The sequence below is a fragment of the Pseudoclavibacter sp. CFCC 11306 genome (genome assembly GCF_008831235.1).
GTDB lineage: Bacteria > Actinomycetota > Actinomycetes > Actinomycetales > Microbacteriaceae > Pseudoclavibacter_A.
Window position 1 is genome coordinate 69,846 of record NZ_WBKF01000003.1, and the last position, 22,045, is coordinate 91,890.

16 protein-coding genes are annotated in these 22,045 nt (G+C 61.0%); 6 read left to right on the top strand and 10 right to left on the bottom strand.

The window, feature by feature from the left end:
• Positions 1-28 precede the first annotated feature (28 nt).
• From F8O09_RS09185 to F8O09_RS09195, 3 genes are all read left to right on the top strand, one after another.
• Entirely contained in the window at positions 29-637 is a 609-nt protein-coding gene (locus tag F8O09_RS09185; protein ID WP_158055080.1) for a dihydrofolate reductase family protein, read from the top strand.
• A gap of 331 nt (positions 638-968) precedes the next feature.
• On the top strand, positions 969-1,793 hold the full coding sequence (locus F8O09_RS09190; protein ID WP_192497642.1) for a FadR/GntR family transcriptional regulator: 825 nt from the start codon (positions 969-971) through the stop codon (positions 1,791-1,793).
• Between the two features lie 45 nt (positions 1,794-1,838).
• Positions 1,839-3,440, top strand: a complete 1,602-nt coding sequence (locus F8O09_RS09195) for a dipeptide ABC transporter ATP-binding protein (protein ID WP_225732997.1) — start codon at positions 1,839-1,841, stop codon at positions 3,438-3,440.
• Here F8O09_RS09195 and F8O09_RS09200 read toward each other — a convergent pair.
• The 5 genes from F8O09_RS09200 to F8O09_RS09220 all read right to left on the bottom strand — a co-directional run bounded on the left by F8O09_RS09200 (position 3,392) and on the right by F8O09_RS09220 (position 9,581).
• Positions 3,392-5,248, bottom strand: a complete 1,857-nt coding sequence (locus F8O09_RS09200; protein WP_158055083.1) for an FAD/NAD(P)-binding protein — start codon at positions 5,246-5,248, stop codon at positions 3,392-3,394. The two genes, F8O09_RS09195 and F8O09_RS09200, sit on opposite strands and share 49 nt — an antisense overlap.
• Before the next feature lie 71 nt (positions 5,249-5,319).
• Positions 5,320-6,072: an SDR family oxidoreductase gene (locus F8O09_RS09205; protein WP_158055084.1), complete on the bottom strand. Its 753-nt coding sequence runs from the start codon at positions 6,070-6,072 to the stop codon at positions 5,320-5,322.
• 23 nt (positions 6,073-6,095) lie between these two features.
• On the bottom strand, positions 6,096-6,947 hold the full coding sequence (locus tag F8O09_RS09210; protein ID WP_158055085.1) for an ABC transporter permease: 852 nt from the start codon (positions 6,945-6,947) through the stop codon (positions 6,096-6,098).
• Positions 6,944-7,891 (bottom strand): ABC transporter permease, encoded by a 948-nt coding sequence (locus tag F8O09_RS09215; RefSeq protein WP_192496744.1) that lies wholly within the window; start codon positions 7,889-7,891, stop codon positions 6,944-6,946. Before F8O09_RS09215 ends, F8O09_RS09210 begins: the two co-directional genes overlap by 4 nt.
• 97 nt (positions 7,892-7,988) lie before the next feature.
• Positions 7,989-9,581, bottom strand: coding sequence for an ABC transporter substrate-binding protein (locus tag F8O09_RS09220; protein ID WP_158055087.1), 1,593 nt, complete (start codon positions 9,579-9,581; stop codon positions 7,989-7,991).
• Between the two features lie 257 nt (positions 9,582-9,838).
• Here F8O09_RS09220 and F8O09_RS09225 point away from each other — a divergent pair, with 257 nt between their 5' ends.
• Complete coding sequence (locus tag F8O09_RS09225; RefSeq protein WP_158031932.1) at positions 9,839-10,237, top strand: rhodanese-like domain-containing protein; 399 nt, start codon at positions 9,839-9,841, stop codon at positions 10,235-10,237.
• A gap of 62 nt (positions 10,238-10,299) precedes the next feature.
• Here F8O09_RS09225 and F8O09_RS09230 read toward each other — a convergent pair whose 3' ends face one another.
• The 5 genes from F8O09_RS09230 to F8O09_RS09250 all read right to left on the bottom strand — a co-directional run bounded on the left by F8O09_RS09230 (position 10,300) and on the right by F8O09_RS09250 (position 17,274).
• Positions 10,300-13,323: a DEAD/DEAH box helicase gene (locus tag F8O09_RS09230; RefSeq protein WP_158055089.1), complete on the bottom strand. Its 3,024-nt coding sequence runs from the start codon at positions 13,321-13,323 to the stop codon at positions 10,300-10,302.
• A 9-nt stretch (positions 13,324-13,332) separates the two neighbouring features.
• Positions 13,333-13,872 carry a (deoxy)nucleoside triphosphate pyrophosphohydrolase gene (locus F8O09_RS09235; RefSeq protein WP_318655757.1) on the bottom strand — a complete coding sequence of 180 codons (540 nt, stop codon included), beginning with the start codon at positions 13,870-13,872 and terminating at the stop codon, positions 13,333-13,335.
• 215 nt (positions 13,873-14,087) lie between these two features.
• The gene (locus F8O09_RS09240) at positions 14,088-15,884 is read right to left on the bottom strand and encodes a DUF2075 domain-containing protein (RefSeq protein ID WP_158055091.1); all 1,797 of its coding nucleotides are present in this window, start codon (positions 15,882-15,884) and stop codon (positions 14,088-14,090) included.
• Positions 15,871-16,182, bottom strand: coding sequence for a nucleotide pyrophosphohydrolase (locus F8O09_RS09245; protein ID WP_412973590.1), 312 nt, complete (start codon positions 16,180-16,182; stop codon positions 15,871-15,873). Before F8O09_RS09245 ends, F8O09_RS09240 begins: the two co-directional genes overlap by 14 nt.
• Before the next feature lie 21 nt (positions 16,183-16,203).
• On the bottom strand, positions 16,204-17,274 hold the full coding sequence (locus tag F8O09_RS09250; RefSeq protein WP_158055093.1) for a virulence RhuM family protein: 1,071 nt from the start codon (positions 17,272-17,274) through the stop codon (positions 16,204-16,206).
• 423 nt (positions 17,275-17,697) lie between these two features.
• Between F8O09_RS09250 and cas9 the strand changes: the two genes are divergently transcribed.
• Positions 17,698-21,189 (top strand): type II CRISPR RNA-guided endonuclease Cas9, encoded by a 3,492-nt coding sequence (gene cas9 / locus F8O09_RS09255; protein WP_158055094.1) that lies wholly within the window; start codon positions 17,698-17,700, stop codon positions 21,187-21,189.
• Entirely contained in the window at positions 21,167-22,042 is an 876-nt protein-coding gene (gene cas1, locus F8O09_RS09260; RefSeq protein WP_192497643.1) for a type II CRISPR-associated endonuclease Cas1, read from the top strand. The genes cas9 and cas1 overlap by 23 nt, the downstream gene beginning before the upstream one ends.
• The last annotated feature ends 3 nt before the right edge of the window (positions 22,043-22,045 follow it).

A 22,045-nucleotide genomic window follows, 5' to 3' on the forward strand; every position in this document is an offset into this window, starting at 1 on the left:
GTATGTGTTGATATAGCAGAATGGATCCATGCCCCAGATCACTTATTACGCTGCCTCGACGCTCAACGGCTTTCTCGCGTCGACCGACGACTCCCTCGACTGGCTGCTCCAAGTGCCGCAGGATGACGCACTCGGCGCAGCCGACGCCTTCATGGAACGTGTCGGCGTGCTGGTCGAGGGCTCGGCGACCTATGAGTGGATGCTGCGCGAGAATGATCTGCTGAATCATCCGGAACGCTGGCAGGAGTTCTACGGCGAGCGCCCGACCTTCGTGTTCTCGTCACGCGGGCTTCCGCTCGTTCCCGGCGCCGACATCCGCTTGATCTCTGGCGAAGTCGGGCGGCATCTCGCAGCGATCTCCGAGGCCGCAGACGATCACGACATCTGGGTGGTGGGCGGTGGCGAGCTCGCCGGGCAGTTCGTTGATGCTGGGGCGCTCGACGAGATCATCGTCACGATCACACCGGCGACGCTGGCGCAGGGCAAACCGTTTCTGCCGCGAGCGCTGAGCTGGCGCGAACTCGAGCTGATGGGCACACGCCAGATCGGACGGTTCGCGGAGCTGAGTTATGCGGTGCGGTGGGAGGGTGGCAGCGACACTGCTGAGACCGCTGGCCCCGAGACATTGCCGGGCTAGCCCCAGACTTCACCCCGCAGCTCCAACGTCAAGAGGTCGTACAGCCCGCATCGATCGAGTGGTCGAGAACCAGTGCGTTCTCACTGCCCCGAATCGGGCGCGCACTTCTTGATTCCGTTGTCTGCTGACCCTTTGAGAGCTAGGAGAAGGTGCGTTCGTCTACGAAGGCTTCTTGGTGCGGACAGATGGCAGCTATCCTGTCTGCCTACTGTCGTGTCTCGCGCTGGAGCATGTCGACACACAGGCCACCGATCTGACATTGTTGTCAGTACAGTAATGGCTAATCTCTCACATGTCGGTACGAGAGTTCTCAGCCGTTGAGAGGAGTCTCATGTCCAGTGTGCCGGGAGCTGGGGCACTCCATCGGGCAGTTGAGCCGTTTGCCATCGCATTTGATCGAGTCAAGCCGACTCGTGACACAGTGATCCGCGGCATACTCTCAGTAGTAGAACGTGGCGAAATAGCTCCCGGTCAGCGGTTCCCACCGGAACGTGAGCTTGCCAAAAGCATGGGGGTCAGTCGAGACACTCTGCGCGAAGCCATTCGTGCACTTTCGCAGCTCGGATACGTCGAGACTCGCCGGGGACGGTACGGGGGCACGTTCGTCTGCGAAGATCTTCCGCAAGAACTGCGAGCCGCACCACATTCTGCCTCGTCCAAGGTTGCTCGCCACGGGCCAAAGCCCGCATTCAGTCAGAGCACTCAAGACCACGATACCCAGCGAAATCTCGCAGAGTCGCCACTTCTCGATCAGGTGGCCGAGCTGGTGTCGACGCTGCGCGTAGTCCAGATCGGTGCAATCATACAGCTCGCAGCAGCACACGACCTCGACAACCGAGTCGCCGCTCTGTACGAACACCAAAGGCAGATCGCTGGCTCCGATGTTGCCTTCTGCCGAAGCGAAGATGCTCGATTCCATCTTGCCCTCGTGCGTCTGAGCGGCCTCAAACATCTGGTGGACCCCACAGCTGAGGTCTGGAACCAGGTCGTAGAGTTACTCCAGCAGGTTCCGTCCACCACTTGTACCCGTGCCACCAACAATGACGTCCATCTGCGTATCGCCCATGCCCTGCAAGAGCGAAGGGTCGATGATGCCGTTGAGACAGAGCGGTTGCACCTCGCCACACTCGAATGGGTGCTGCGCAACGAATTGTGACAGATCAACTCGCACAAAGTCGACCATTGCACCACGATGATTCTCATGGTGCTCGACGTCAACGATCTTTCTGTCTCTCTTACGCACGACCCCGAACAGCAGCTTTTGCGAGGGGTGTCGCTAAGCATCGCTCACGGGGAGACCCTCGCTGTCGTCGGTGCCTCGGGATCAGGTAAAACGACCCTCGCGAACGCCGTTCTGGGTCTGCTGCCGAGCACACTGACCGTCAGTAGTGGAGGCATTGAGCTCGATGGTCAAAATCTGTCTGCAGCCACGGAGACTCAGTGGCGGCAGTTACGCGGCTCAGCCCTCGGGTTGGTCCCGCAAGATCCTCTGTCCAACCTCGACCCGCTCTACCGTACTGGCCGCCAGGTCGAAGAAGTCATCACGCTGCATCAGCGCATCTCATCACACGAAGCTCGTGAGCGTTCGCTCGCCGCACTCGAGAATGCTGGACTGAACGAGCCTGCAGAACTCGCCGAACGCTATCCGCACCAACTCTCAGGCGGGCAGCGACAGCGCGTGCTCATCGCCATTGGCACGGCCAACGCTCCGAAACTGCTCATCGCCGATGAACCAACCTCTGCACTCGACGTGACGGTGCAGCGCCGTATCCTCGACCGGCTGCATACCATTCAGAATGAGACGGGCACGGCGATCCTACTGATCACCCATGATCTGCGCCTGGCCGCCGAGCGGGCCCATCGGGTGGTTGTGCTGCATGACGGCGTCGTCGTTGAGACCGGTGAGTCATCGACCGTGTTCACTCACCCAATGCAGGCGTACACGAAGGCGCTCGTCGCCGCGGTGACCGATGTCCCGGTCACCCAGGTGCCGGTCGCCGAGGTGGCAGCCGCGTCCGCAGGCGAGAGTGCCGCCCGTTCACTGCTCGATGTGCGCGACCTCACCTACACGTATCCGCGGGCCTCCGCGCCAGCGCTGCAGGAGGTTTCACTGAGCATCGCACCAGGAAAGACCCTGGCGCTCGTCGGAGAATCCGGTTCGGGCAAAACCACGGTGACCCGCGCTGTGTTGCAGCTGCTGCACGGCCCGATGAGCGGCGAGGTTCTGATCGACGGCACGAACATCCAGAACACCTCTCGCACTGATCGTGCTCGCTATCGCCGTGATGTGCGGGCCGTGTTCCAAGACCCCGGTGCGTCGCTGAACCCGACCCGATCAGTCGCTGCTTCGCTACTCGAGCCGCTGCGCAGCCTAGGCATCGATACCAGTGGCAGGCCCGATGAGGTGGTCGCCGAGGCGCTCGCCGCCGTCGGTCTCGGCCCGGAACATGCCGACCGCATCCCACGTGAACTCAGCGGTGGGCAGAAACAGCGCGTGGCGATCGCCCGGGCACTGATCACCAACCCGAAAATCGTGATCTGTGACGAGCCGATCTCTGCGCTCGACGTGCTTGTGCAGCGCCAGGTGCTCGATCTGCTCGCCCAGCTGCAGGCCGACCTCGGCGTGAGTTACCTCTTCATCACCCACGATCTCGCGGTCGCTCGTCGCATCGCCCACGAGACTGCGGTGATGCACCAAGGCCGCGTCGTTGATTCCGGCAGCACTGAGCGCGTCTTCACCGAGCCTCGCAGCGACTACACCAGAGAATTGCTCTCGGCGATTCCGGCGTTTTCGGCGGCATGAGGCTGATCGATCAATCTCTCCCAGACCACTTGGGCCGCGATGTCGGTGCCTGCAAGGAATGACCCGCCGGAGTGCGGCACTGCGGCCTGCCCTGCGCCGGGCTGATACTGCCCAGCCACGCAGCCGATGACCACGCGCTGGGTGAGCACCGTGCCATCCTCGGTGATCGGATGCAGCCTCTGCGGAGTAACGGCGAGCGAATGCACATTGCGCGCATCTGCCGGCCACCCGAGTGGGGCGAGGGTGGCCTCACCACGCTGAAGCCACCCTGCCAGCAGGGCGTCCTCGGTCTTGCTGAGTGTGCCCCACGCCTGATGGCCAGCGAGCCAGTACTGCGCATGCACCTCACTGCCGGCCACACGTGGTGACCACGCCGTATAGCCGTCATCTTCGGCGCGTACCCGAAGTTCTGGGCCGATCAACTGCACAAATCCCTGACGGCGCAGTGCCGCGAGTCGTTCGAAGCGGAACGACGGCGGCCCGCTGGCCAGGATGTTCGCCGCAGGAAGCAGATCGCGCTCGATGTAGCGCTGCTCGGCTTCGGAGGTGAATACCCCCGCGATGCGAGCACGCTCGGTGAGTGCGCGAAGGTGACCGGCGAGCTGGTGAACGCCGGTCCAGGGGCTCGCATCGGGGGCGCTCAGACTAATGAACTCCCGGATGAAATGCTCCTCGATGAAGGCGTTCCATTCGTCGGCGTTCGCGAAGTCACGGCCGAGTGTGGGGTCTACCAAACGCTCCCATTCGAAATCGACGTCGAGGCCCAAGTGCTCGGCACGGGTGCGGAACACCGTCCCGGCCTGCGCCAAGAATGCCGGCCAAAGATCGTCAACGAAGGTGAGGTCATGCCGATTACGGTGCTCCTCGATGAGGGCCGCCGTCGCCTCCGGGGCGAACAGCGGGATACTCGGCGCTGCATACTGGTCAGGGCCGTTGAGCCGCTGGCTGCGGTGCGGGAGGCCTGAGCGCGACCCTGCGAACATGCGTGGTTCGCGACCGGAAGGATGGTAGATCAGCGTGCCTTCGGCGTCGCGCTCGAAACGGCCGCCGCGCCCTTCAAAGAAGGTGCCGATGAAATCGAAGAACGTCGCCCCGAGGCCGGATACGGCGACGGATGCACCGGCCGGGATGCGTTCGAGCGGCAGGTCAGCGGCCAGGCGAGCAGGTAGCGCAGTGCCGTCGACGGAGTCATCGGCCAGACGGTCAGGCACGAACCCCTGTGCCGAGACGACCACGTCGGCGAGCAGAGTCTGCGTTTGGTCGGCATCAGTGGGGAGGTAGGTCAACACCTGCGGATCGATGCCGGTGCCCCTGACGTCGGTGACTGTAGCGCGATGCGTGGTGATGTGCACCCAATCGGGTGCCTGTGCCCGTACCTGCTCGAAGACCCAGTGGAAGTACTCGCCCTGCAGGCGCCGTGATGGCTTATGCCAGGGGGACACATCACGCAGTTCGCGGGCGAAGTCAGGATCGTCGGCAAGTGGCAGTGCAGGCGCGATCTGCTCGGCCCATTCGGCGACCGAAGGGCCGGTCACGACGGGGCCGCCGTCGAGCGGTACCTCGGCGTCGGTGTACAGCGTGTTGTTGCGGGCACTCGTGTTGTTGATGAACCATGGGCTCTGGTCGTTGCGCCAGACCTGCCCGGCCCCGATCGGATACGGGTCGAAGATGTCGATGTGTAGCTCGGGCGCGTGCCCGTCATCTCTCGCGAGTCGAGTGAGCGCAAAATTCGGGTCGTTCGCTCTGGCGATGAGCCGCTCGATCACTGAGGTTCCGCGGGGGCCACCGCCGATGATGGCTACTCTCATATCTGTACCCTGGGCCGAACTGCCCGTGCCTTTCTCTCGTGCTGTGCTGTGCTGTGCGTGCGAGTCGACGACTATCGTCGCGGACGCACCCAGAGCTCGGTGAACTGTGAATCTGCCGGGGCCTCGATGACGAAGCGGACGGCCGCGGCCACCGACTCGGGATGCGATGGGGCATCCTGCGGCTCGATCACTGGATAGTCATCTCTCACGTGCGCGAGCGGGGTCTCTGTCGGCCCCGGGGCGACGGTAGCCACGCGAACGCCGTGCGCAGCCTCCTCCCGACGCAGCCCGTCTGCGAGCGCGAGCAGGGCGTGTTTCGAGGCAGAGTAGATCGTTAGATAGGGCACCGCTCTCCGCGCCGCGCCAGAGCTGATGAACACCACGGTGCCCTCGGCGGCACGAATCTGCGGCAGCAGAGCGCGGGTCAGCTCGGCCGGGGCGATGACGTTCGTGCTCAGAACTCGCTGCCAGTCGTCGACGGTGGCATCTTCGAGGGTGCTGCGCTCAGAAATCGCCGCGTCGTGAACGAGCACGTCAACGCGGGGCAGCGCAGCCACGGCCTCTTGCAGGGCATCAACCGGCGTCAGATCGAGCGACAGCGGCAGGATACGCCCCGCGGCTTCGGCATCGACTGCCAGTGCCGCAAGCCGTTCGGTACTGCGCGCGATCGCGACCACCGCATGGTCTGCGGCGAGGTTCAGTGCGATGGATCGCCCGATGCCACTGCTCGCGCCGGTCACGACGGCCACCGGGTCGTCGATCTCGCGCAGCCGCTGCACCAGATCGGGCGTCACACGCGTGAGGACCTCAACGGATGTGCTCATGATAATGACCTTTCTGAAACGAGTTACTCGCGGATTGACCTGGCGTTGGCCCCGCGGCGCAGCCCGTCGCTGAGCAGGTTCCACGCCACCGACATGAGGACGAGCGAGATGATCGGGCCGACGAACAACAGCGGTGCCGACTGAATGTACTGACCGAACTCCTGCACCATCTGTCCGATCGAAGGGTTCGGTGGCTGGATACCCTGGCCGAGATAGCTCAGCGCAGCTTCAAGAGCGACCGCCGCCGCCGCGGTAGCTGCCAGCTGCACCGAGACGGGGGTCGCCGCATTCGGCAGTAAATGTCGCACGACGATCGTGACCCCCGACACGTTGTCGAGTTCGGCTGCCTGCACATAGGCGCGGTGACGAATCTCATGGGCCGCCCCGTAGGCGATTCGGGCGATGCTGGGTGCGAAGAGCACGCCGAGCGAAAGGATGAGCGTGGGCGTTCCCGCCCCTAGGATCACGCGGATGGTCAGCGCGAGCAGGATGCCGGGAATCGCCAGGCCGACATCGACGAAGCGCATGATCACACTCGCGACCGGCCCTTCGAGATAGGCAGCGGTGAACCCGACTGTGACCCCGATGACGCCCGCGATCACGGTCGCACTCAACGAGATCAGGAGGCTGGTGAGCGATGCCGACGCAAGTCGCGTGAAGCTGTCGCGGCCGATGTTGTCGGTCCCTAACAGGTGCTGGGCCGACGGGCTGAGGAACGGATCGGCGGTCGTCGCGTAGGAATCGAGGCCGGGCAGCAGCCAGACGATCAGGCCGGCCACCGCGATGACGGCGATGATGACAGTTGCGACGATAACCTCCCAGCCGATCTCGAAACGTCGGGTGCGCGTGCGGGGACGCTGAGCGGTCGTGGTCATTCAGCCACCGCCAATCGGGGATCGATCACCGGATGCAGCATGTCGACGGCGAAGTTGATGAGCAGGTAAATGGTGCCGATCACCAGAATTGATGCCTGGATGGTCGGGTAGTCGTTGGTGGAGATCGATTGCACGAGCAGGCTGCCGAGGCCGGGCAAGGCGAACACACGCTCGATGACGACGGTTCCGCCGACCAGGTTGGCCAGCTCCAGACCACCGACCGTCGTCACCGGCAGCAGACCGTTGCGCAGCACATGTCGGCGGCTGAGCTGCCGGTCGCTCAGCCCCTTCGCTCTCAAGGTGCGCACGTAGTCCTGCCCATACTCGTCGACCATGCTGGCGCGAATGTAGCGAGCGAGCACCGCAGCGGCCTGCAGACCGAGCAGCAGAGCCGGAACGAACATGATCTGCAGATGCAGAGCGGGATTCACGGACGAGGGCTGGTAGCCGATGAGCACGAGCTTGATCGTGGCCGAGTTGACGATGAGCAACACGGCGCCGAGCACGAAAGCCGGCACCGACATGAGGGTGAATGTGCCGACACGCAGCACGCCGTCGATGAGGCCACCGCGGTGACGCGCTGCCCAGACCCCCACCGGAATGCCGATGAGGAAGGCGAGGACGGTGGCGAGGACGGCAAGCTCAAGCGAGACGGGCAGTCGCTGGGCGAGCTGCTCGCTGACGCTGTAAGGCGTCGAGATGCTGGTGCCAAAGTCACCGCGAAGGATGCCTCCGATCCAGGTGAGGTACTGCACAGGCCAGGGCTTGTCGAGGCCGAGCTTCGCATGAATCGCTGCGATGTCTTCAGCGGACGGCTGCCCGTCACTGTCGAAGAATGCCGCGGCAGGGTCGCCCGGCATGAGGCGCACGATGCCGAACGCCAGCAGTGAGAGTAGAACCAGCACGGCCAGACTGGAGCCCAGTCGGCGAACGATGTATTTCATGAAGTTCCTCGGCGATGCCGTGGGCCGAGGCCCGAGTCGGTCGCAAGCCATCTCGACGTGCGGCCAGCCTCAGGCCTCAGCGGTGGGTTCAGACGGTTCAGCGACCAATCCATGTGGTCAGCAGAGAAGTACGTGAATCGAAGGGATCGGGGCTGTAACCGTGCACCTTGCTCGTCGATAGGCTGTAAGACAGCGGGGTGGCATAGGCCACGACGATGAATGACTGCTCCGCGATCTCCTGGTTCAGGTCGTTGGCCACCTGCAGGCGCTTCTGATCATCAGCCTCAGACGTCAGCTGGCCGAACAGCTCCTGCAGACGCGCGGTCTGGGTGCTGCCCTTGAACGCGTTCAGGTTCGCGCTCTCGGGCACCCACTGGTTGAAGTCGCCAGCCACGTCGGGGCGGCCGACGTTCTGTACGGCGATGATGTCGCCGAAGAACGGAGCACCTGAGGTGAATACCGCTTGGATGCGTGAGTACTCGACCGGCTGGAGGTCGACGGTGATGCCGGCCTCGGCAGCCTGCTGCTTCAGCAGTTCCCAAGTGGACTTATCGTTCGAGTCGGCCTGATACACCAGGCTGATCGTAGGGTTGGTCTGGCCGGCCTCGGCGAGCAGCTGCTTGGCACCTTCGACGTCACGCTGGTAGTTCGGCGTGCTGTCGTTCGGCGCATCGACACCGATCTGGGTAGGTTCGGTGACGAAGGACACCTCACCGAACCCCTGTGCGCCGACCTTGGCCAGCTGGTCGCGATCGACGGCCTTCGAGAACGCCTGGCGCACGCGCACATCGTTGAATGCACCCTCAGAGTTCAAGTACAGCACGCGAGTGCTGGTGCTCTGCAGCTCGCCCAGGGTCAGACCACTGTCCTTGCCCTGTTGCGCGAGAGTGGAGTTCCAGAACCAGCCAGCATCGATCTGGCCGCTCTGCAGCTGTGTGAGCAGGGTGTTCTCGTCGGGGACGACCTTGAAGGTGATGCCGTCGAGGTAAGGCTTGGGCTGATCCCAGTACTTCGAGTTCTTCGTCAGCACGACCTCGACGCCCTGCGTCCAATGGTCGAGGCTGAAGGCACCGGATGCGTTGGCGGTCTTCTGTCGGTCCTGCTCGCTCGTCGTGTCGTACCAGTTCTGGCTGACGATGAAGAAGCTCTTGCGATCAGAGACGATGTTCAAGAAGGCGGGGTTTGACTTATTGAAGGTGAACGTGACTGTGCGGGCTACCGCATCGGTGGTCAGCCCTTTCAGATCGGTGAGGTAGCTCTTCTTGCTCAGTGTTGATTCGCGCACCTTGTTGAAGCTGAAGGCGACATCGTCCACCGTGATCGGGCTACCGTCGGCGAAGGTCGCTCCGTCGCGGATGGTGAACACGAACTCGGTTTTGTCGTCGTTAGTGGTCCATGATTCGGCGATGAGCGGTCGCAGCGTGCCGTCGTTGTCTTTGGTGAGCAGAGTGTCATAAATCAGGGCCTGAATGGCCGTACTCGAGTACACCGCCGTCGAGAACGGGTCGAGGCCGCCGTTGCCGGGCTCGCTCTTCGTGCCATACACAAGAGTGCCGCCGGGCACTGGATCGCCGTCTGACGATGAGGATGCATTGGTGGACGTTGTAGTGACGCAGCCTGCGAGCAGGAGTGCTGTCACACCGACGCCGGCTAGGGCAAGCAGGCCGCGACGAGTCACGCTGGAGTTCATGGATGCTACTTCCTCGGAAATCGGGTACTAATCGGTTCTTTGCGCCGAAGCGCCGCGGCTCATTCCACCAGCCGGGTTTATGCTGCACCAAATGAGTTGGATTATTTCGTCACAAAACCGACCAATAGATCTCAGTGGCATTGAATAGGCTCACTCAACTCGTGAGGTTCGTTTCGCTTGTGTCTCACGAGGAGTGCTCAAATATCGCCGAGCGTGACTCGCAGGAGCAGCACGCGCTCACAACAGAAAGTATCCCGATGACTGACGCCACCGAAGAACATAAGATCCACAATCCCGGTAACCTCATCTCCCCTGACGAGGCGGTTGAGCGGCATGCGAATGGCGCTGTGCTCATCGACGTGCGCGGTCCGATCACGCGCGGTAAGCAGGGGCTCGTCGACGATGCAATTGTCATCGACAAGGCACGCACTGCCGAGGTGCTGAATCCAGATTCTGACGAGCGCATCGCTCAGCTGACTGGCGACCTCGATCAAGACGTCGTCGTGTTCTGCGGCAGCGAATTCGGTTCAGACCCGGTTGTCGACCAGCTCAAGGAGTACGGATACCAGAATGTGCACCAGATTGCCGGTGGCATCACCCGTTGGCTGGTCGAGGGCAAGCCGACGACGCCTGCACCCGCAACGTCTGAAGTTTGACGATGTGCCCCTCTGCGGGCATCCGAAGTAGAGGATATCGTTCGCTCTGATGCCCGCAGACTTCACCCCGCCGCGCCCAACGTCAAGAAGTCGTACAACCCCGCATCGACCGCATGCTCGAGGTGCAGCGTCGTGCGAACCACCGACACTTCACCCTTCTCAGCCGGCATCGTGAGCTGCTGTGCTTCGGCCGCCGCGGTCGTGACACGTCCCAGGTAGTAGAAATCGGTGCCCTCGGCATCACTCTTCTTCACGAACAGATGCAGCGCGATCTCACCGCCGAGAATCTGGCGCACATCCTTCGACTCCAACGTGCGCCGACTCTTCGAGAACCAGGTGAACGTGCGCTCGTCGACGAACGCGTCTTCGTACCGAGTGGTCTCGGCGATCTCATCACTCTTGTGATAGGTCACGAAGATCGGGCAGGTGGCAGTCACCGGGTCGACCTTGTACCCGTACACCGTGCTCGCTTCGTTCGACGCCCAGTTGAGCACCCGCAGCGCATCTTTGCGCCCGTACTTCTGCCCCACCACGAGATCAGAGCTGCCCACATATCGCTGAGCGTTGACGAGCAGCCCGGTCGCGATCATGTCGTCCAAGACGGATGCGAAGAATCCGTTGGCCAGATAAGCGTCAGTCAGGTCGTCAGTCGCCTTGCCGTCGATCACCAACGGCTGGCTGCTGTACTTCTTGCGTTCGGCCTGCGTGAAGAAGCTGAGGTCGAGCACGCGCCCCGCTGAACGTGCGCGCAGTTCCGACCTACCAGGCCCTATCGAATCTGCAACGCTGTCGGCTAAGTCAACCACCGCATCCGCATCATGGCGCAGCCTTGCGAGCGCGTCACGCAGCACCACGAGCTCGGCGCGCCGCCGCCCGTTGAGCAACTCTTTCGTCACGAAGGTGAGCACGGCATCCTGCCATGGCGGCAGCACCGGCACCTCTTCGTGCGCCGCGGTCAGCAGCCGAGCGTAGTTCTCGAAGCCGTTCGCCAACACAACTGGGTCGACCGCTCCGGCCTCGGCGAAGTCAGCCAACCGCGGCGGCTCAGCCTGACGTGCACGCAGCTCGCGGTAGGCGTCGAGCAGCTGGCGTTTGGTATCGATGCGCGCGGTGTCGATTGAGGCGAGCACCCGCTCGGCGGCGATTCTGTCAAAGCTCACCGTCGAGAGCCCGCTGAGTGTGCCCTCGCTGATCGCCCGACGCATCTGCTTGCGCAGGGCGTCACGATTGCGTGAGCGGTCGCCGAAGAGCGCGATCGGGATCATGTAGTTGTTCTGATAGTTGCCGATGAAGTCGACGACCACCAGGTACTCCTTGCCCGGCGCCTTGCGCAGCCCGCGACCGAGCTGCTGCACGAACACGATGCTCGACTGCGTCTGGCGCAGCATGATGATCTGGTTGACCTCGGGAATGTCGATGCCCTCGTTGAAGATGTCGACGGTGAGCAGATAGTCAAGGCGTCCCTCGCGCAGATCGAGCACGAGCTCGTCGCGGCGCTGCTGATTGTCGCGTCCGCTCACGGCAGCCGTGCGCAGCGGCCGACCGCCCAGGGTGTGCGTATTGAACTCGGCTGCGAGCGCCGCGGCCTCGGCGTTGCGACTGCAAAAGATGATGCCTTTGGGGGCGATGCCGGCCTGAGCGTGCAGCTCGATCTGACGCAGGATGTAGTGCGCACGCTCCGAGTCAGCGAGGCGCATCAATGTGCTCGGATCGTCGCCCAGTTCGCCGGCGTTCGTGAGGTACTCGGTGACGCCGTAATAGTGGAACGGGCAGAGCATCTCGGTTTCGAGCGCCTCGTTCAGGCGAATCTCGTAGGCGGTGTTGTAGTCGAACGCTCGAAAGATGTCGGCGCCGTCGGTGCGCTCCGGCGTGGCAGTCATACCGAGCAGGAACTTCGGGGCGAAGTGATCGAGGATGCGCTGGTAGCTGCCCGCCGCAGAACGATGCACCTCGTCGATCACGATGTAGTCAAAGGCATCTGGCGCGAACTGACTCCACGCGTCACCCGCGTTCAGCGACTGCACTGTGGCGAAGACGTACCTGGCCGCAGCGTTCTTGTGCTGCCCGGCATAGAGGGCGAAATCTGGCGCGTCACCGTCGAGCACTTGCTGATACTCGGTCATCGCGCGGCGCAGAATCTGTTCGCGATGCACGACGAAGAGCATGCGACCGGAGCCCGTAGACTCGTGTTCGTGCACTGCACGCACGTCGAAGGCAGACAGCAGCGTCTTGCCCGTGCCGGTCGCCGAGATGACGACGGCACGAGTCTCGCCCGCGTCGCGCAGCCGCTGCAGCGCATCGAGTGCACGCGCCTGCATCGCGTTGGGTCGCAGACGTTCGACGACGTGCCATGCTCGCTCCCCCGGCCTGACCGACGGCGCCGACCCCGGCATCCGCGCCGGCGTCTGATCGGGCGCATTCTCAGCTTCGGGCAGCTCGATCTCGACCTGCGCATCGCCCGGCCAGAAGACGTCGACTCGCTTGGGCACGAAGGTGCGCGCATACTCGTCGACCCACGATTCGGTCAGCGGAATGCTCTCGGCCAGCTGCGCCTCGAGTTCGCTGTCGAGCATCGCCGTGATGCCGCTGTGGTGCAGGGCTGAGACGCGCAGGTTCCATTCGACGTTGCCGTCAAGCGCCGCCTGGGTCAGGTTCGAACTGCCGACGATGCCCGTCGTGATGTCGCCCTGGCGAAACAGGTAGCCCTTGGCGTGAAACGGCCGCCGGGCACTCGACGCACGATCACCTTGGAAGATGTACGTGGTGATGTTCGGCAGCGCGAGCAGCTCGCGAAACGCCCGCGGACTGTTGAACTGCAGGTAGTCAGAGGTGATGATGACGCCTCGACCTTCGAAGTCGATGAGCTCCTGCTTGAGCGTCGCGATCGCACCCGGAGTCACGAACGCAACTGAGAACGTGAACGAGTCTGCGATGCGCAGCTCGCGCCGCAGCGCGCGCAGCATGGTGTTGCCGTCGCGGTTGGCAATGAGCGTCGGCGCCAGCCGTGTGGTGGTCACCTGATCGGCGTCGACGAACCCATGCTGCAGGCCGGCCTGCAGCGCGCTGAGTTCGTTGTCTGGGTACATCAAGTCGCGTCAGTCGTCGTTGTCGGCGGATGCTGCGGCGCCCGCCTGCAGCCTCGCCTCGATCTCGTGCAGGTCGGCCTGCTGCAGCGCCTTTGCGGCGGGGATGTCGGCCGGGGCCCAGTCGAGGTCGGCCAGCTGGTCTTGGCCGAACCAGGTGAGGTGCGAGTGTTCGGTGAGCGTCGGGTGTCCGTCGGTGAGCACGGCGTAGTACGTGGTCAGCTGGATCGTGCCGAAGTCGTACTCATACGTCGTCGTCTCTATCCGCGACCCCACCTGAATGCTGCAGCGCAGCTCTTCGTGAATCTCGCGCACCAGCGCCTCGGCGCCGGTCTCGCCCGCCTCGATCTTGCCGCCGGGAAATTCCCACTTGCCTTCGAGTGCACGCCCCGGCCCGCGCTGCGCACACAGGATGCGACCCTTATGGACGATAGCGGCACCGACGACGGTGATGACCTTACTGATGGCTGCCTCCTGGCTGGGCTGGTCTACGCTGGGTGCCTCTCTTTGCAGGACACCACACGAATACCAGGATAGGGGAAGCCTATACAGCCTTGCCTTGTCATCCCTACGCGCAGCGGCTAGAGGATCTTTCGTCCGTCTTGATCAGCTGCGAGAGATGACGCATTATCATGTCGCTGAGCCCCGCGAATGACTTTGCACCAAGTACACACGACCACACACGCAGACTATGGCGTCAGGGTAGCTGTTACGTCTTCTACAATGCCTCTGACTGCGCATCAACCCCACGCAGCTGCGCGTCCATTTCATCGTTCTTGGCGAGAAGGCACCAACGATTTGAGCCTCTCCTTGAGCTCCGCATCACACACATACACATACGTTCCGAGCATGCCGCGAGTCATCAGCACTCGATAGATGTTGCGCACGAACTTCAGCAGCTCTTCGTCACTGTAGGTGATCCCAAGCTGTGCGTTGTTCTCTTTGCCCTTCTTGTCGTAGTAGTCGTCCCGGCTGAACATGAGCCTGCCGGTACTCCGGTCAAGCTGCAGATCACGACCGATGATCACACCCGCATAGTTCAGCTCGTACCCCTGTACCGTGTGAATCGACCCCACCTGATCAATCGCATGCGGCGATGCGATCCAGTCGGTCTGTGCCCAGTTCCACTGCAGCGCCACGCCATCCTCAACGATGTCGGGCACTGACTTGTCATTCTTACTGTTCCACGGCCATGCGAAACCGGCGACCAGACGTGACAGCCCGACCTCGGCATCCCGTTTGCGTATCTCTTCGTGCATCTCTCCGAGATCGTCGAAGAAACGCAGATCGTATGCGTCACCGAAGCTCTTCGGTGCTGGCGGCTCATCACTCAGAAGACGGCCGACATACTCGATGTAGTCGCTGCCGCCTTTGACACGCAGTTGCGACGTCAACCGCAGCAGCCGATCACCGCGGCACGCAGCATCCAGCACCGACCGCAACGTCGGTGTCGGCAGGTCGCTCGGCCGAACGGTCTGATCCGCGTCGATCAGCAGAATCTGGTTCGTGCTGCGTGCACGTATCCAGTCGAGCTGCGTGTAGTGCAGGTCATCTTCGCCGAAGAGCTTCGTATTGATGTCGATGAACTTCTTGTTCTGCGTACCGGACGACTGGTTCGCGCGCTGGCCCAGACGATGGGCCTCGTCGACCAGCAGCAGGTCGTAATAGTCATCGCCGCTGCCGACGTCGAAGGGGGTGAGGACTTTGACCTCGCGCATATTTGGAATGCTCTTGAACACTCGCCGCATCGATGTCCGCAACGACTGCTGCGGAACCACGATACCGATATCCATGTGCTGCAGCGCCTCGCGGTGCTCGCCGGCGAAGAAGTCAGAGAACAGAGAATTCATCTCGAACAGGTCGTCGTCGCTCGTGTTGCCGATGTCACGCAGCAGTTTGATCAGATAGATCGCGACGATGGTCTTCCCCGTGCCAGGATCTCCCTGGACCACAATGGTGCTGCCTCGCTGCGCTGCGCGATCGGCGCTCAGCGTCTCGAGAATCTGCTCGATCGCGACAGACTGATCAGTCGTCAGGCTCTTGAACGGCGATAGCTTGAACAGCTCGCTGTTCTCGATCTCGGGGATGCTGTGCGTAAAGACGCCCTCGGCGCGCAGCCGTTCGAAAATCTCGTGGAATCTCTTGCGATACGTTTCCCGGTCGAAGTAGTCAGCATCGACCAGCCCGGCATTGCGGTTAAGCACCTGGAAGGTGCCGTCTCCTTGGCACCATCCAATCAGCTGGGACTCGAGGTCGAGACAGGCAGATTTGTTGAACGTCTCGTCGATAATCACGCGCACCTGCTCGAGATCACGCTTGACCTCGTTCTCGTGGTGCTGCCGCATCCTGGCGAGCGCATTGCCGGTCTCACCGACATAGATGCGCGGCCGGTGGATGCCATGGGCGCGTTGCCGCCGTCTGACTTGAGACGTCTGGTTGGTCTCGGCGTTGGCGCCGTCAATCAGATATACGACCGGCCAGTTCGTCAGTTTGTCATTGAGCGTGGCGTGCGTCTGGACATCGTCGATGTCGAACGTGATGTGCTCGATGTCAAAGTCGGTCATACTTTGCACTGCGCCCCTTCGCCTTCTCGACAGGGTACTTCTCTGCCGTCACCTGCAGCTTCTCTTCGACGATCGTGTCTGGGTCGAGGCCGAGCGCATCCGCCAGATAGAGGCAGTAGGTCAGCACGTCGGCAAGCTCGCCGCGCACGGCATCGTGGTCAGCCTCTGCCGGATCTGTCGACCATTGGAAACACTCGAGCAACTCAGCAGCCTCGATGCTGATGCTCTTCGCCAAGTTCTCTGGTGTGTGAAACTGCTGCCAGTCGCGTTCAGCGGTGAAGGCCCGCAGTTTCTGCATGAGCTCGATATTCCCCATAGATCAGGACTCCCTGCTGTCACCCTCATCGATCAGCCCCAGAGCAAACCGATCAAAGTCGCTTATGTACTGATGATCTTGTACAATCCGATACTTCTCAAACTCGGTCTCAGCGTGCAGTTTGGCCTGCTCATGTGAGATACGACCAGGGCCTGTGAGTATTTCGGTCTCGTTGAACTCCAAGAATCCATCGAGGCGACTGGCCCAATCTTCCATTGACATGGGAATCTTGCGAGAAGCCTGTAATTCTGCGTAGTCCAAGTACATCGAAACAAGCCGGTTCAAGAAGTCCAGTTCAGCGCTGGCGAGATAGTTCTTGGCGACCGAGACATCGGAACGCACGATCTTTCCGTGCGGAGCCGCTGCCCAAGTCGTCAGCCCCATCCGCTCTCGGTCAGCATCCGCACGCTCGACGATGAGTTCGGCTGCCGTATGTCGGTGCGTAGCCCAGTGCAATTTGTTCTGCACGAGTGCAAAGAAGGCGTGTGTTGTTGCAGCGTCAGGATCATAGTCGAAAGCCGTTGCATAGAGATCAGTGACTTTCTGATAGAACTTACGCTCGGACGCGCGAATCTCACGGACAAGGTCGAGCTGGCGCTCAAAGTACTCATCGGTGAACATGTGTCCGCTCTTCAGCCGCTCAGCGTCCATGACCCATCCTTGGATCGTGAAGTCTTTCACGACCTGCCCCGCCCACTTACGAAACTGCACTGCGCGAGCGTTGTTCACCTTGAATCCGACCGCAACAATCGCCTGGAGGTTGTAGTGCTTGGTTCGATAGCGTTTGCCGTCACTCGCAGTTATTCGGAAATCCCGAATAACTGCTTTCTCCGCGAGCTCACCGTCTTTGAAGATCCGTTTCAGGTGCTCGTTGATCGTGGACACGCTCGTGCCATACACCTCAGCCATGAGCTTCTGACTCAACCAGATGTTCTCGTCTTCATAGCGCAACTCAAAGCTCCGCTCGTCGGCCCCTGTTCCTCCACTCGCCGCAATGAAGGTCAGATACTCCGCAGCGGATGAGCGCACGACGCGCTGATTCGACGCCCCATCCTCATTCCCATTGTTCGCCATTCTCCACCCATCGATCGCCCTTCAAGATTTTGACTTGTTCAATACCTCAGCCTAAACTGACCATAGCATGCTTGTATGGTTTATAAATACAAGCACGCCACTAGTTGACACTTTGTATTCATGTTGGGTCGACTCGTTCCCTGGGGCGGCAGGGCCCTGCGCCCTGCCGCCCCGACCAGGACAATGTCTAGCTCGTCGCGATTAGTTGCGCCACCGCACGGTCCACGCGCTAAACTCGCTGTGAACGAGTAACCCAATAAGGCTTCCTTCTCGGAAGCTTGATTTCTCCAGTGCCCCCGGCTCCTGTCGGGGGCACTTCGTCTTTTGGATGTCGTACGCACGGTATATTCTGAGCAGAGCTTCAAGTTCTGCTTCACAGCTAGCGTTTCACGCCGTCATTCATCGGTCACCGGGGGAAACTGCATGATTACTCACTTTGATAGCCAAATCAAGTATCGAATCGGCATCGACGTCGGCGAATCTGGAATCGGCAAGGCTGCCATCCAAGTCGATGATGATGGCAATCCGATCGCCATTTTGAACGCCACAGTCACAATCATCGACGGTGGCAAAGACCCATCCAGCGGCAAGACGCCGCAGTCACGACTTGCGGTCTCAGGCTTGGCAAGACGTACTCGCAGGCTGCTGCGCCATCGCCGCAAACGTATCCTTGCGTTGCAAAAGCTTCTGGACGAGTTGGGCATCATAGATATGCGTCCAGCTCTCAGCCCCTACATCAACCCTTGGCAGGCACGGCACGACCTCTATCTCAAGGATGAGACCGATTACATCCAACGGCAAGCGAAGCTACGGATCGCGATTGAGCATATTGCCCGACACCGAGGATGGCGTAACCCCTGGTGGAGCCTCGAGCGCCTTCGCGCATCTGCTGCTGAAGGCCCCACTGCGGCTTTCGTTGCGACCCAAGAACGGGCTTCTGAGACGCTTAACGTGGCGGTCGAAGACCTGCCATCGCTCGGAGCAATCGGCGCGCTGACTCCTCCTGAGGTGCCGTTGCGTCCAAGAACAGGCAAGAAGGCCCTCGCACAAACGAAGAAGTTCAGAATCTTCGCCGAAAAGATTCTGCAAGAAGACCAGCTGAGAGAGCTCGAAGCAATCCTCGTACAGCAGGGCGTTCCAGAGAAGGACCGCCAGAGAATCGTCGCGGCGGTCTTCCACACCGAAAAGCCAACTGTTCCGAAGGAACGCGTCGGCAAGGATCCATTCGACGGATTGCCCCGTGTCCCACGCACCTCGCTCGAGTTTCAGGAGTTTCGCATCCGGTCAACGATTGCGAATCTCACAGATCGCACCCGCGGCAAGGATGCCCGGCTGACGAAAGCGCAACGCGATGTCATCATTGACAAGCTTCTGGCGTGGGAGGATGAGGTGTCGCCGACGTGGGAGGAGCTCGCGTCGTGGATCGATCGCGAGAGCTCGCAGGTGACGTTCCCCATCTCTGATGATCCTCATCTTTCCTCTCCTCCGGTTGACAAGACCGCCGCGGTTCTCGCGCGGAACCGAAAGAAGCTCCCGAGTCTATCTGTGCTCTGGGAAAAGCTGTGGACCGATGCTCAGCGCAGTGAGTTTGCCGTGTATCTCGGAGAGACGACCGCATTTGACGAGGACTCTCTGATTGCAGAAGACCTCACTGAGCTTCCTGAAGGTGAACGCGAACTCCTTGATCAGATCGATGCATTTGACAAGAGCCGAGCATCATATGGCATCGAAACCTTGCGCAGGCTCAACGATCACATGCGCACCAGCGAGACTGGCTCGCTAACGGAAGCACTCAAAGAGGTCTTCAAGAAAGACCCAGGGTGGAAGCCCGCTCCGGAGAGTCTATTTGACCATGTCGACCACCCAGTCGTCGATCGCGTGCTGACCGATGTCGGTCGCTGGCTCAAGACCATTGTGGACAGATACGGACTCCCTCAGCAGGTGAACGTCGAGCACGTGCGCAGTGCTTTCCTCGGCCCTGAGGCGAAGGCGGAGTACAACCGTGAGATCAGCTCGAACCGCATCCGCAACGAGCGCGCACGCCAAGAACTGCACGTGGCTAACGTCGAGCACACTCGCCGATCTGACCTTCGCCGCTACGAAGCAGTGCAGATGCAGAACCAACAGTGTCTGTATTGCGGAATCACGCTCAACGTTGAGCAGCCGGACAAGGTGTTCAATTTTTCCCAGGTCGAGATGGATCACATCGTGCCGAGAGCCGGTGGTGGTTCGAACAGGCGAGAGAATCTTGTCGCCGTCTGCAAGCCATGCAACAGTCGCAAGTCCAACGAAATTTTCAGCGTCTGGGCAACCCGTGAGGAACAAGAAAGGCGCCCTGGGGTCAGTGTCGCAGAGGCGTTGCAACGAGTCCGCGACTGGCAAAAGCCGAATGGCATGACTTATGCCAGGTTTCGACAGCTCCAGAACAGTGTTCGGCTGCGGCTCCGCAGAACGACAGAAGACGCGCCGCTCGACGAACGCGCAATGGCTTCCACCGCATATTCTGCGCGCGTCGTCACGGAACGTATCGACGGTTTCCTGCGTCAGCACCTTAAAGACATCCGACGCACCGATCCATCTATCCTGACAACGATCGACACGTCGACTGGCGAAGTCACACCTCTTCCGATGCACAACTGGGTGCAGGTGTACCAGGGACGCATCACAGCAGAAGCACGAAAATCCAGCGGCGTCGAAGGCAAACTGAGCCTCCGAGCGGCCCAGCACAAGACGCGCTTTGATCGTAGACATCACGCGGTGGACGCCGCGGTCATTTCGCTCATGGGAGTGAAGCCTGCCCGTGTGCTCGCCCAGCGCAGTGAGCAGCGTGACAGCGCACGCCTCGCCAGCTCCACCGGGCCAGAAACCAAGGAGTGGAAGACCGTCGGTAACACCGATGACGCGTTCATCCGCTGGAGGCAGGCGATGCACCAACTCGCAGAATTCGTCAAGCAAGCCATTGCCGACGACGAGATCGTCGTCATGCGGCCGCTGCGTCTCGGCCCCAACGTTGGTGCGTTACACAGCCCGAACCCCGAACCGCTCGTCAGCAAGCCGGTCAGTGAGCCGTTCACCTCTCAAGAAGTGCTCCGCATTGTGGACCGTGACCTCTACGAGACCGCTGAGAGATTTCAAGGCGATATCGATGGCATGGCAGCATTACCTGACAGGCCTCATACCGGCACCATCCTCGATGTGCCCGATGCCAGCATCAAGCTCTTTCAATCGGCTTCCTCGGGGTTGAGTCCGAAGCTTGCGCTCCGCGACGGTGCAGCTGAGATCGGTAGTTCTCAGCATCACGTCCGTGTTTATGCCTTCCGCGATAAGAAGGGGAAGATCATATACGCGCAGCTTCGCGTGTTCGCTGGGGAGTTTGCTCGTATCGGATTCTTGAAATCGGGAGTTGATCTGTTCACTGCTCCGCTGCCATCCTGGTCACAGGCCATGCGCTGCGCACCATCAAAACTCCGTGAATCAATCAAAGATGGCACTGCACACCAAATCGGATGGCTGGTGAGAGGAGATGAACTAGAGTTCCCGGACGCTGCTGAGGTGATGAGTATCGGTGAGGTCAGCGGCATTACTTGTGGTGTAACCCGAGAGCGGAGGTGGATCGTCACCGGGTTCGAGACCAACGTCATCCTGAACTTGAAACCAGCCTACTTAGCTGAGGAAGGCCTCCCTCCGGTCTCGTCCGCACACTCCAGCGAAGTGTCCGCCGAGACGAGGAAGGCCATCCAACGCGGATGGCGAGCTTCGCTCAATAAAGTTCTGCAGATGAACCCAACGATCATCAGGCGCACGGCAAGTGGTTCGCCACGCTGGCGCGACGCTCACGACGGACTGCCCGTTTCTTGGAATGTGTTGCAGTCAACAGCAAAGGTGTTTGGTGATGGCACAGTGGCGAGTTCTTGACTTCCAGAAGTACGAAGGCCCAATAGCTGCGAGACAGGGCAAGCTCTTCGCCGGAGAACGGAGCGTTCCACTCGCCGATATCTCGACGATTCTCACGGGCCCGCGCTGTTCGCTTCATGCGAGCTTGCTCGATCGAGCTGCACATTTTGAGATCATTCTGCTCGCATGCGATTGGCGTGGCGTACCGATCTCGGCTGCACTCCCTTGGAGCTCGAATACACGGGTTGGAGCAAGACACGCTGCGCAGAGCCAGCTGAGTGAAGGCAGGCGGAAGAACGCGTGGATGCAACTGGTCAAGGCAAAAATCGCAGGGCAACGAGCAAATCTTCATCCTGAGTCTGCCGCGTACCGTTCACTGCAGCGGTTGCAGCAGGAAGTTCGATCAGGTGATCCTTCAAATACTGAAGCACAAGCGGCAAAGCTGTATTGGAAGAGTGTATTTCTCGATGAGCCTGGCTTTGTGCGAGACGCGGCCATGAGTACTGATAGAAATGCACTACTGAACTATGGATACACAATCCTGAGGGGCGCCGTGATCCGTAACATTGTCGCTGCCGGGCTCTGGCCGACACTGGGGTTCTGGCATCATCACCGCGGCAATGTGTTTGCACTCGCAGATGACTTGATCGAGCCGTTCCGTCCTGTTGTGGACCACGTCGTTCAGGGGTTCTCAATTGATACTGAGCTGGGCGATCTAGGTGTGCGTGCGAGCCTCGTCGCAAGTCTCGACATGCCGTTCGCGACTAATGGCCATACGGTCGGAACCATGATCATGGAACTCGCACAGACGGTCGGCGCATACGTTGAAGGAGAGGGTACGCGCCTGCAAGTATCTTCTTGGCGAGTGGCCTAAGCG

Coding starts and splice junctions, on each gene's coding strand:
- F8O09_RS09185 (WP_158055080.1), top strand. CDS start 29: ATGCCCCAGATCACTTATTACGCTGCCTCGACGCTCAACGGCTTTCTC.
- F8O09_RS09190 (WP_192497642.1), top strand. CDS start 969: ATGTCCAGTGTGCCGGGAGCTGGGGCACTCCATCGGGCAGTTGAGCCG.
- F8O09_RS09195 (WP_225732997.1), top strand. CDS start 1,839: ATGGTGCTCGACGTCAACGATCTTTCTGTCTCTCTTACGCACGACCCC.
- F8O09_RS09200 (WP_158055083.1), bottom strand. CDS start 5,248: ATGAGAGTAGCCATCATCGGCGGTGGCCCCCGCGGAACCTCAGTGATC.
- F8O09_RS09205 (WP_158055084.1), bottom strand. CDS start 6,072: ATGAGCACATCCGTTGAGGTCCTCACGCGTGTGACGCCCGATCTGGTG.
- F8O09_RS09210 (WP_158055085.1), bottom strand. CDS start 6,947: ATGACCACGACCGCTCAGCGTCCCCGCACGCGCACCCGACGTTTCGAG.
- F8O09_RS09215 (WP_192496744.1), bottom strand. CDS start 7,891: ATGAAATACATCGTTCGCCGACTGGGCTCCAGTCTGGCCGTGCTGGTT.
- F8O09_RS09220 (WP_158055087.1), bottom strand. CDS start 9,581: ATGAACTCCAGCGTGACTCGTCGCGGCCTGCTTGCCCTAGCCGGCGTC.
- F8O09_RS09225 (WP_158031932.1), top strand. CDS start 9,839: ATGACTGACGCCACCGAAGAACATAAGATCCACAATCCCGGTAACCTC.
- F8O09_RS09230 (WP_158055089.1), bottom strand. CDS start 13,323: ATGTACCCAGACAACGAACTCAGCGCGCTGCAGGCCGGCCTGCAGCAT.
- F8O09_RS09240 (WP_158055091.1), bottom strand. CDS start 15,884: ATGACCGACTTTGACATCGAGCACATCACGTTCGACATCGACGATGTC.
- F8O09_RS09245 (WP_412973590.1), bottom strand. CDS start 16,182: ATGCAGAAACTGCGGGCCTTCACCGCTGAACGCGACTGGCAGCAGTTT.
- F8O09_RS09250 (WP_158055093.1), bottom strand. CDS start 17,274: ATGGCGAACAATGGGAATGAGGATGGGGCGTCGAATCAGCGCGTCGTG.
- cas9 (WP_158055094.1), top strand. CDS start 17,698: ATGATTACTCACTTTGATAGCCAAATCAAGTATCGAATCGGCATCGAC.
- cas1 (WP_192497643.1), top strand. CDS start 21,167: ATGGCACAGTGGCGAGTTCTTGACTTCCAGAAGTACGAAGGCCCAATA.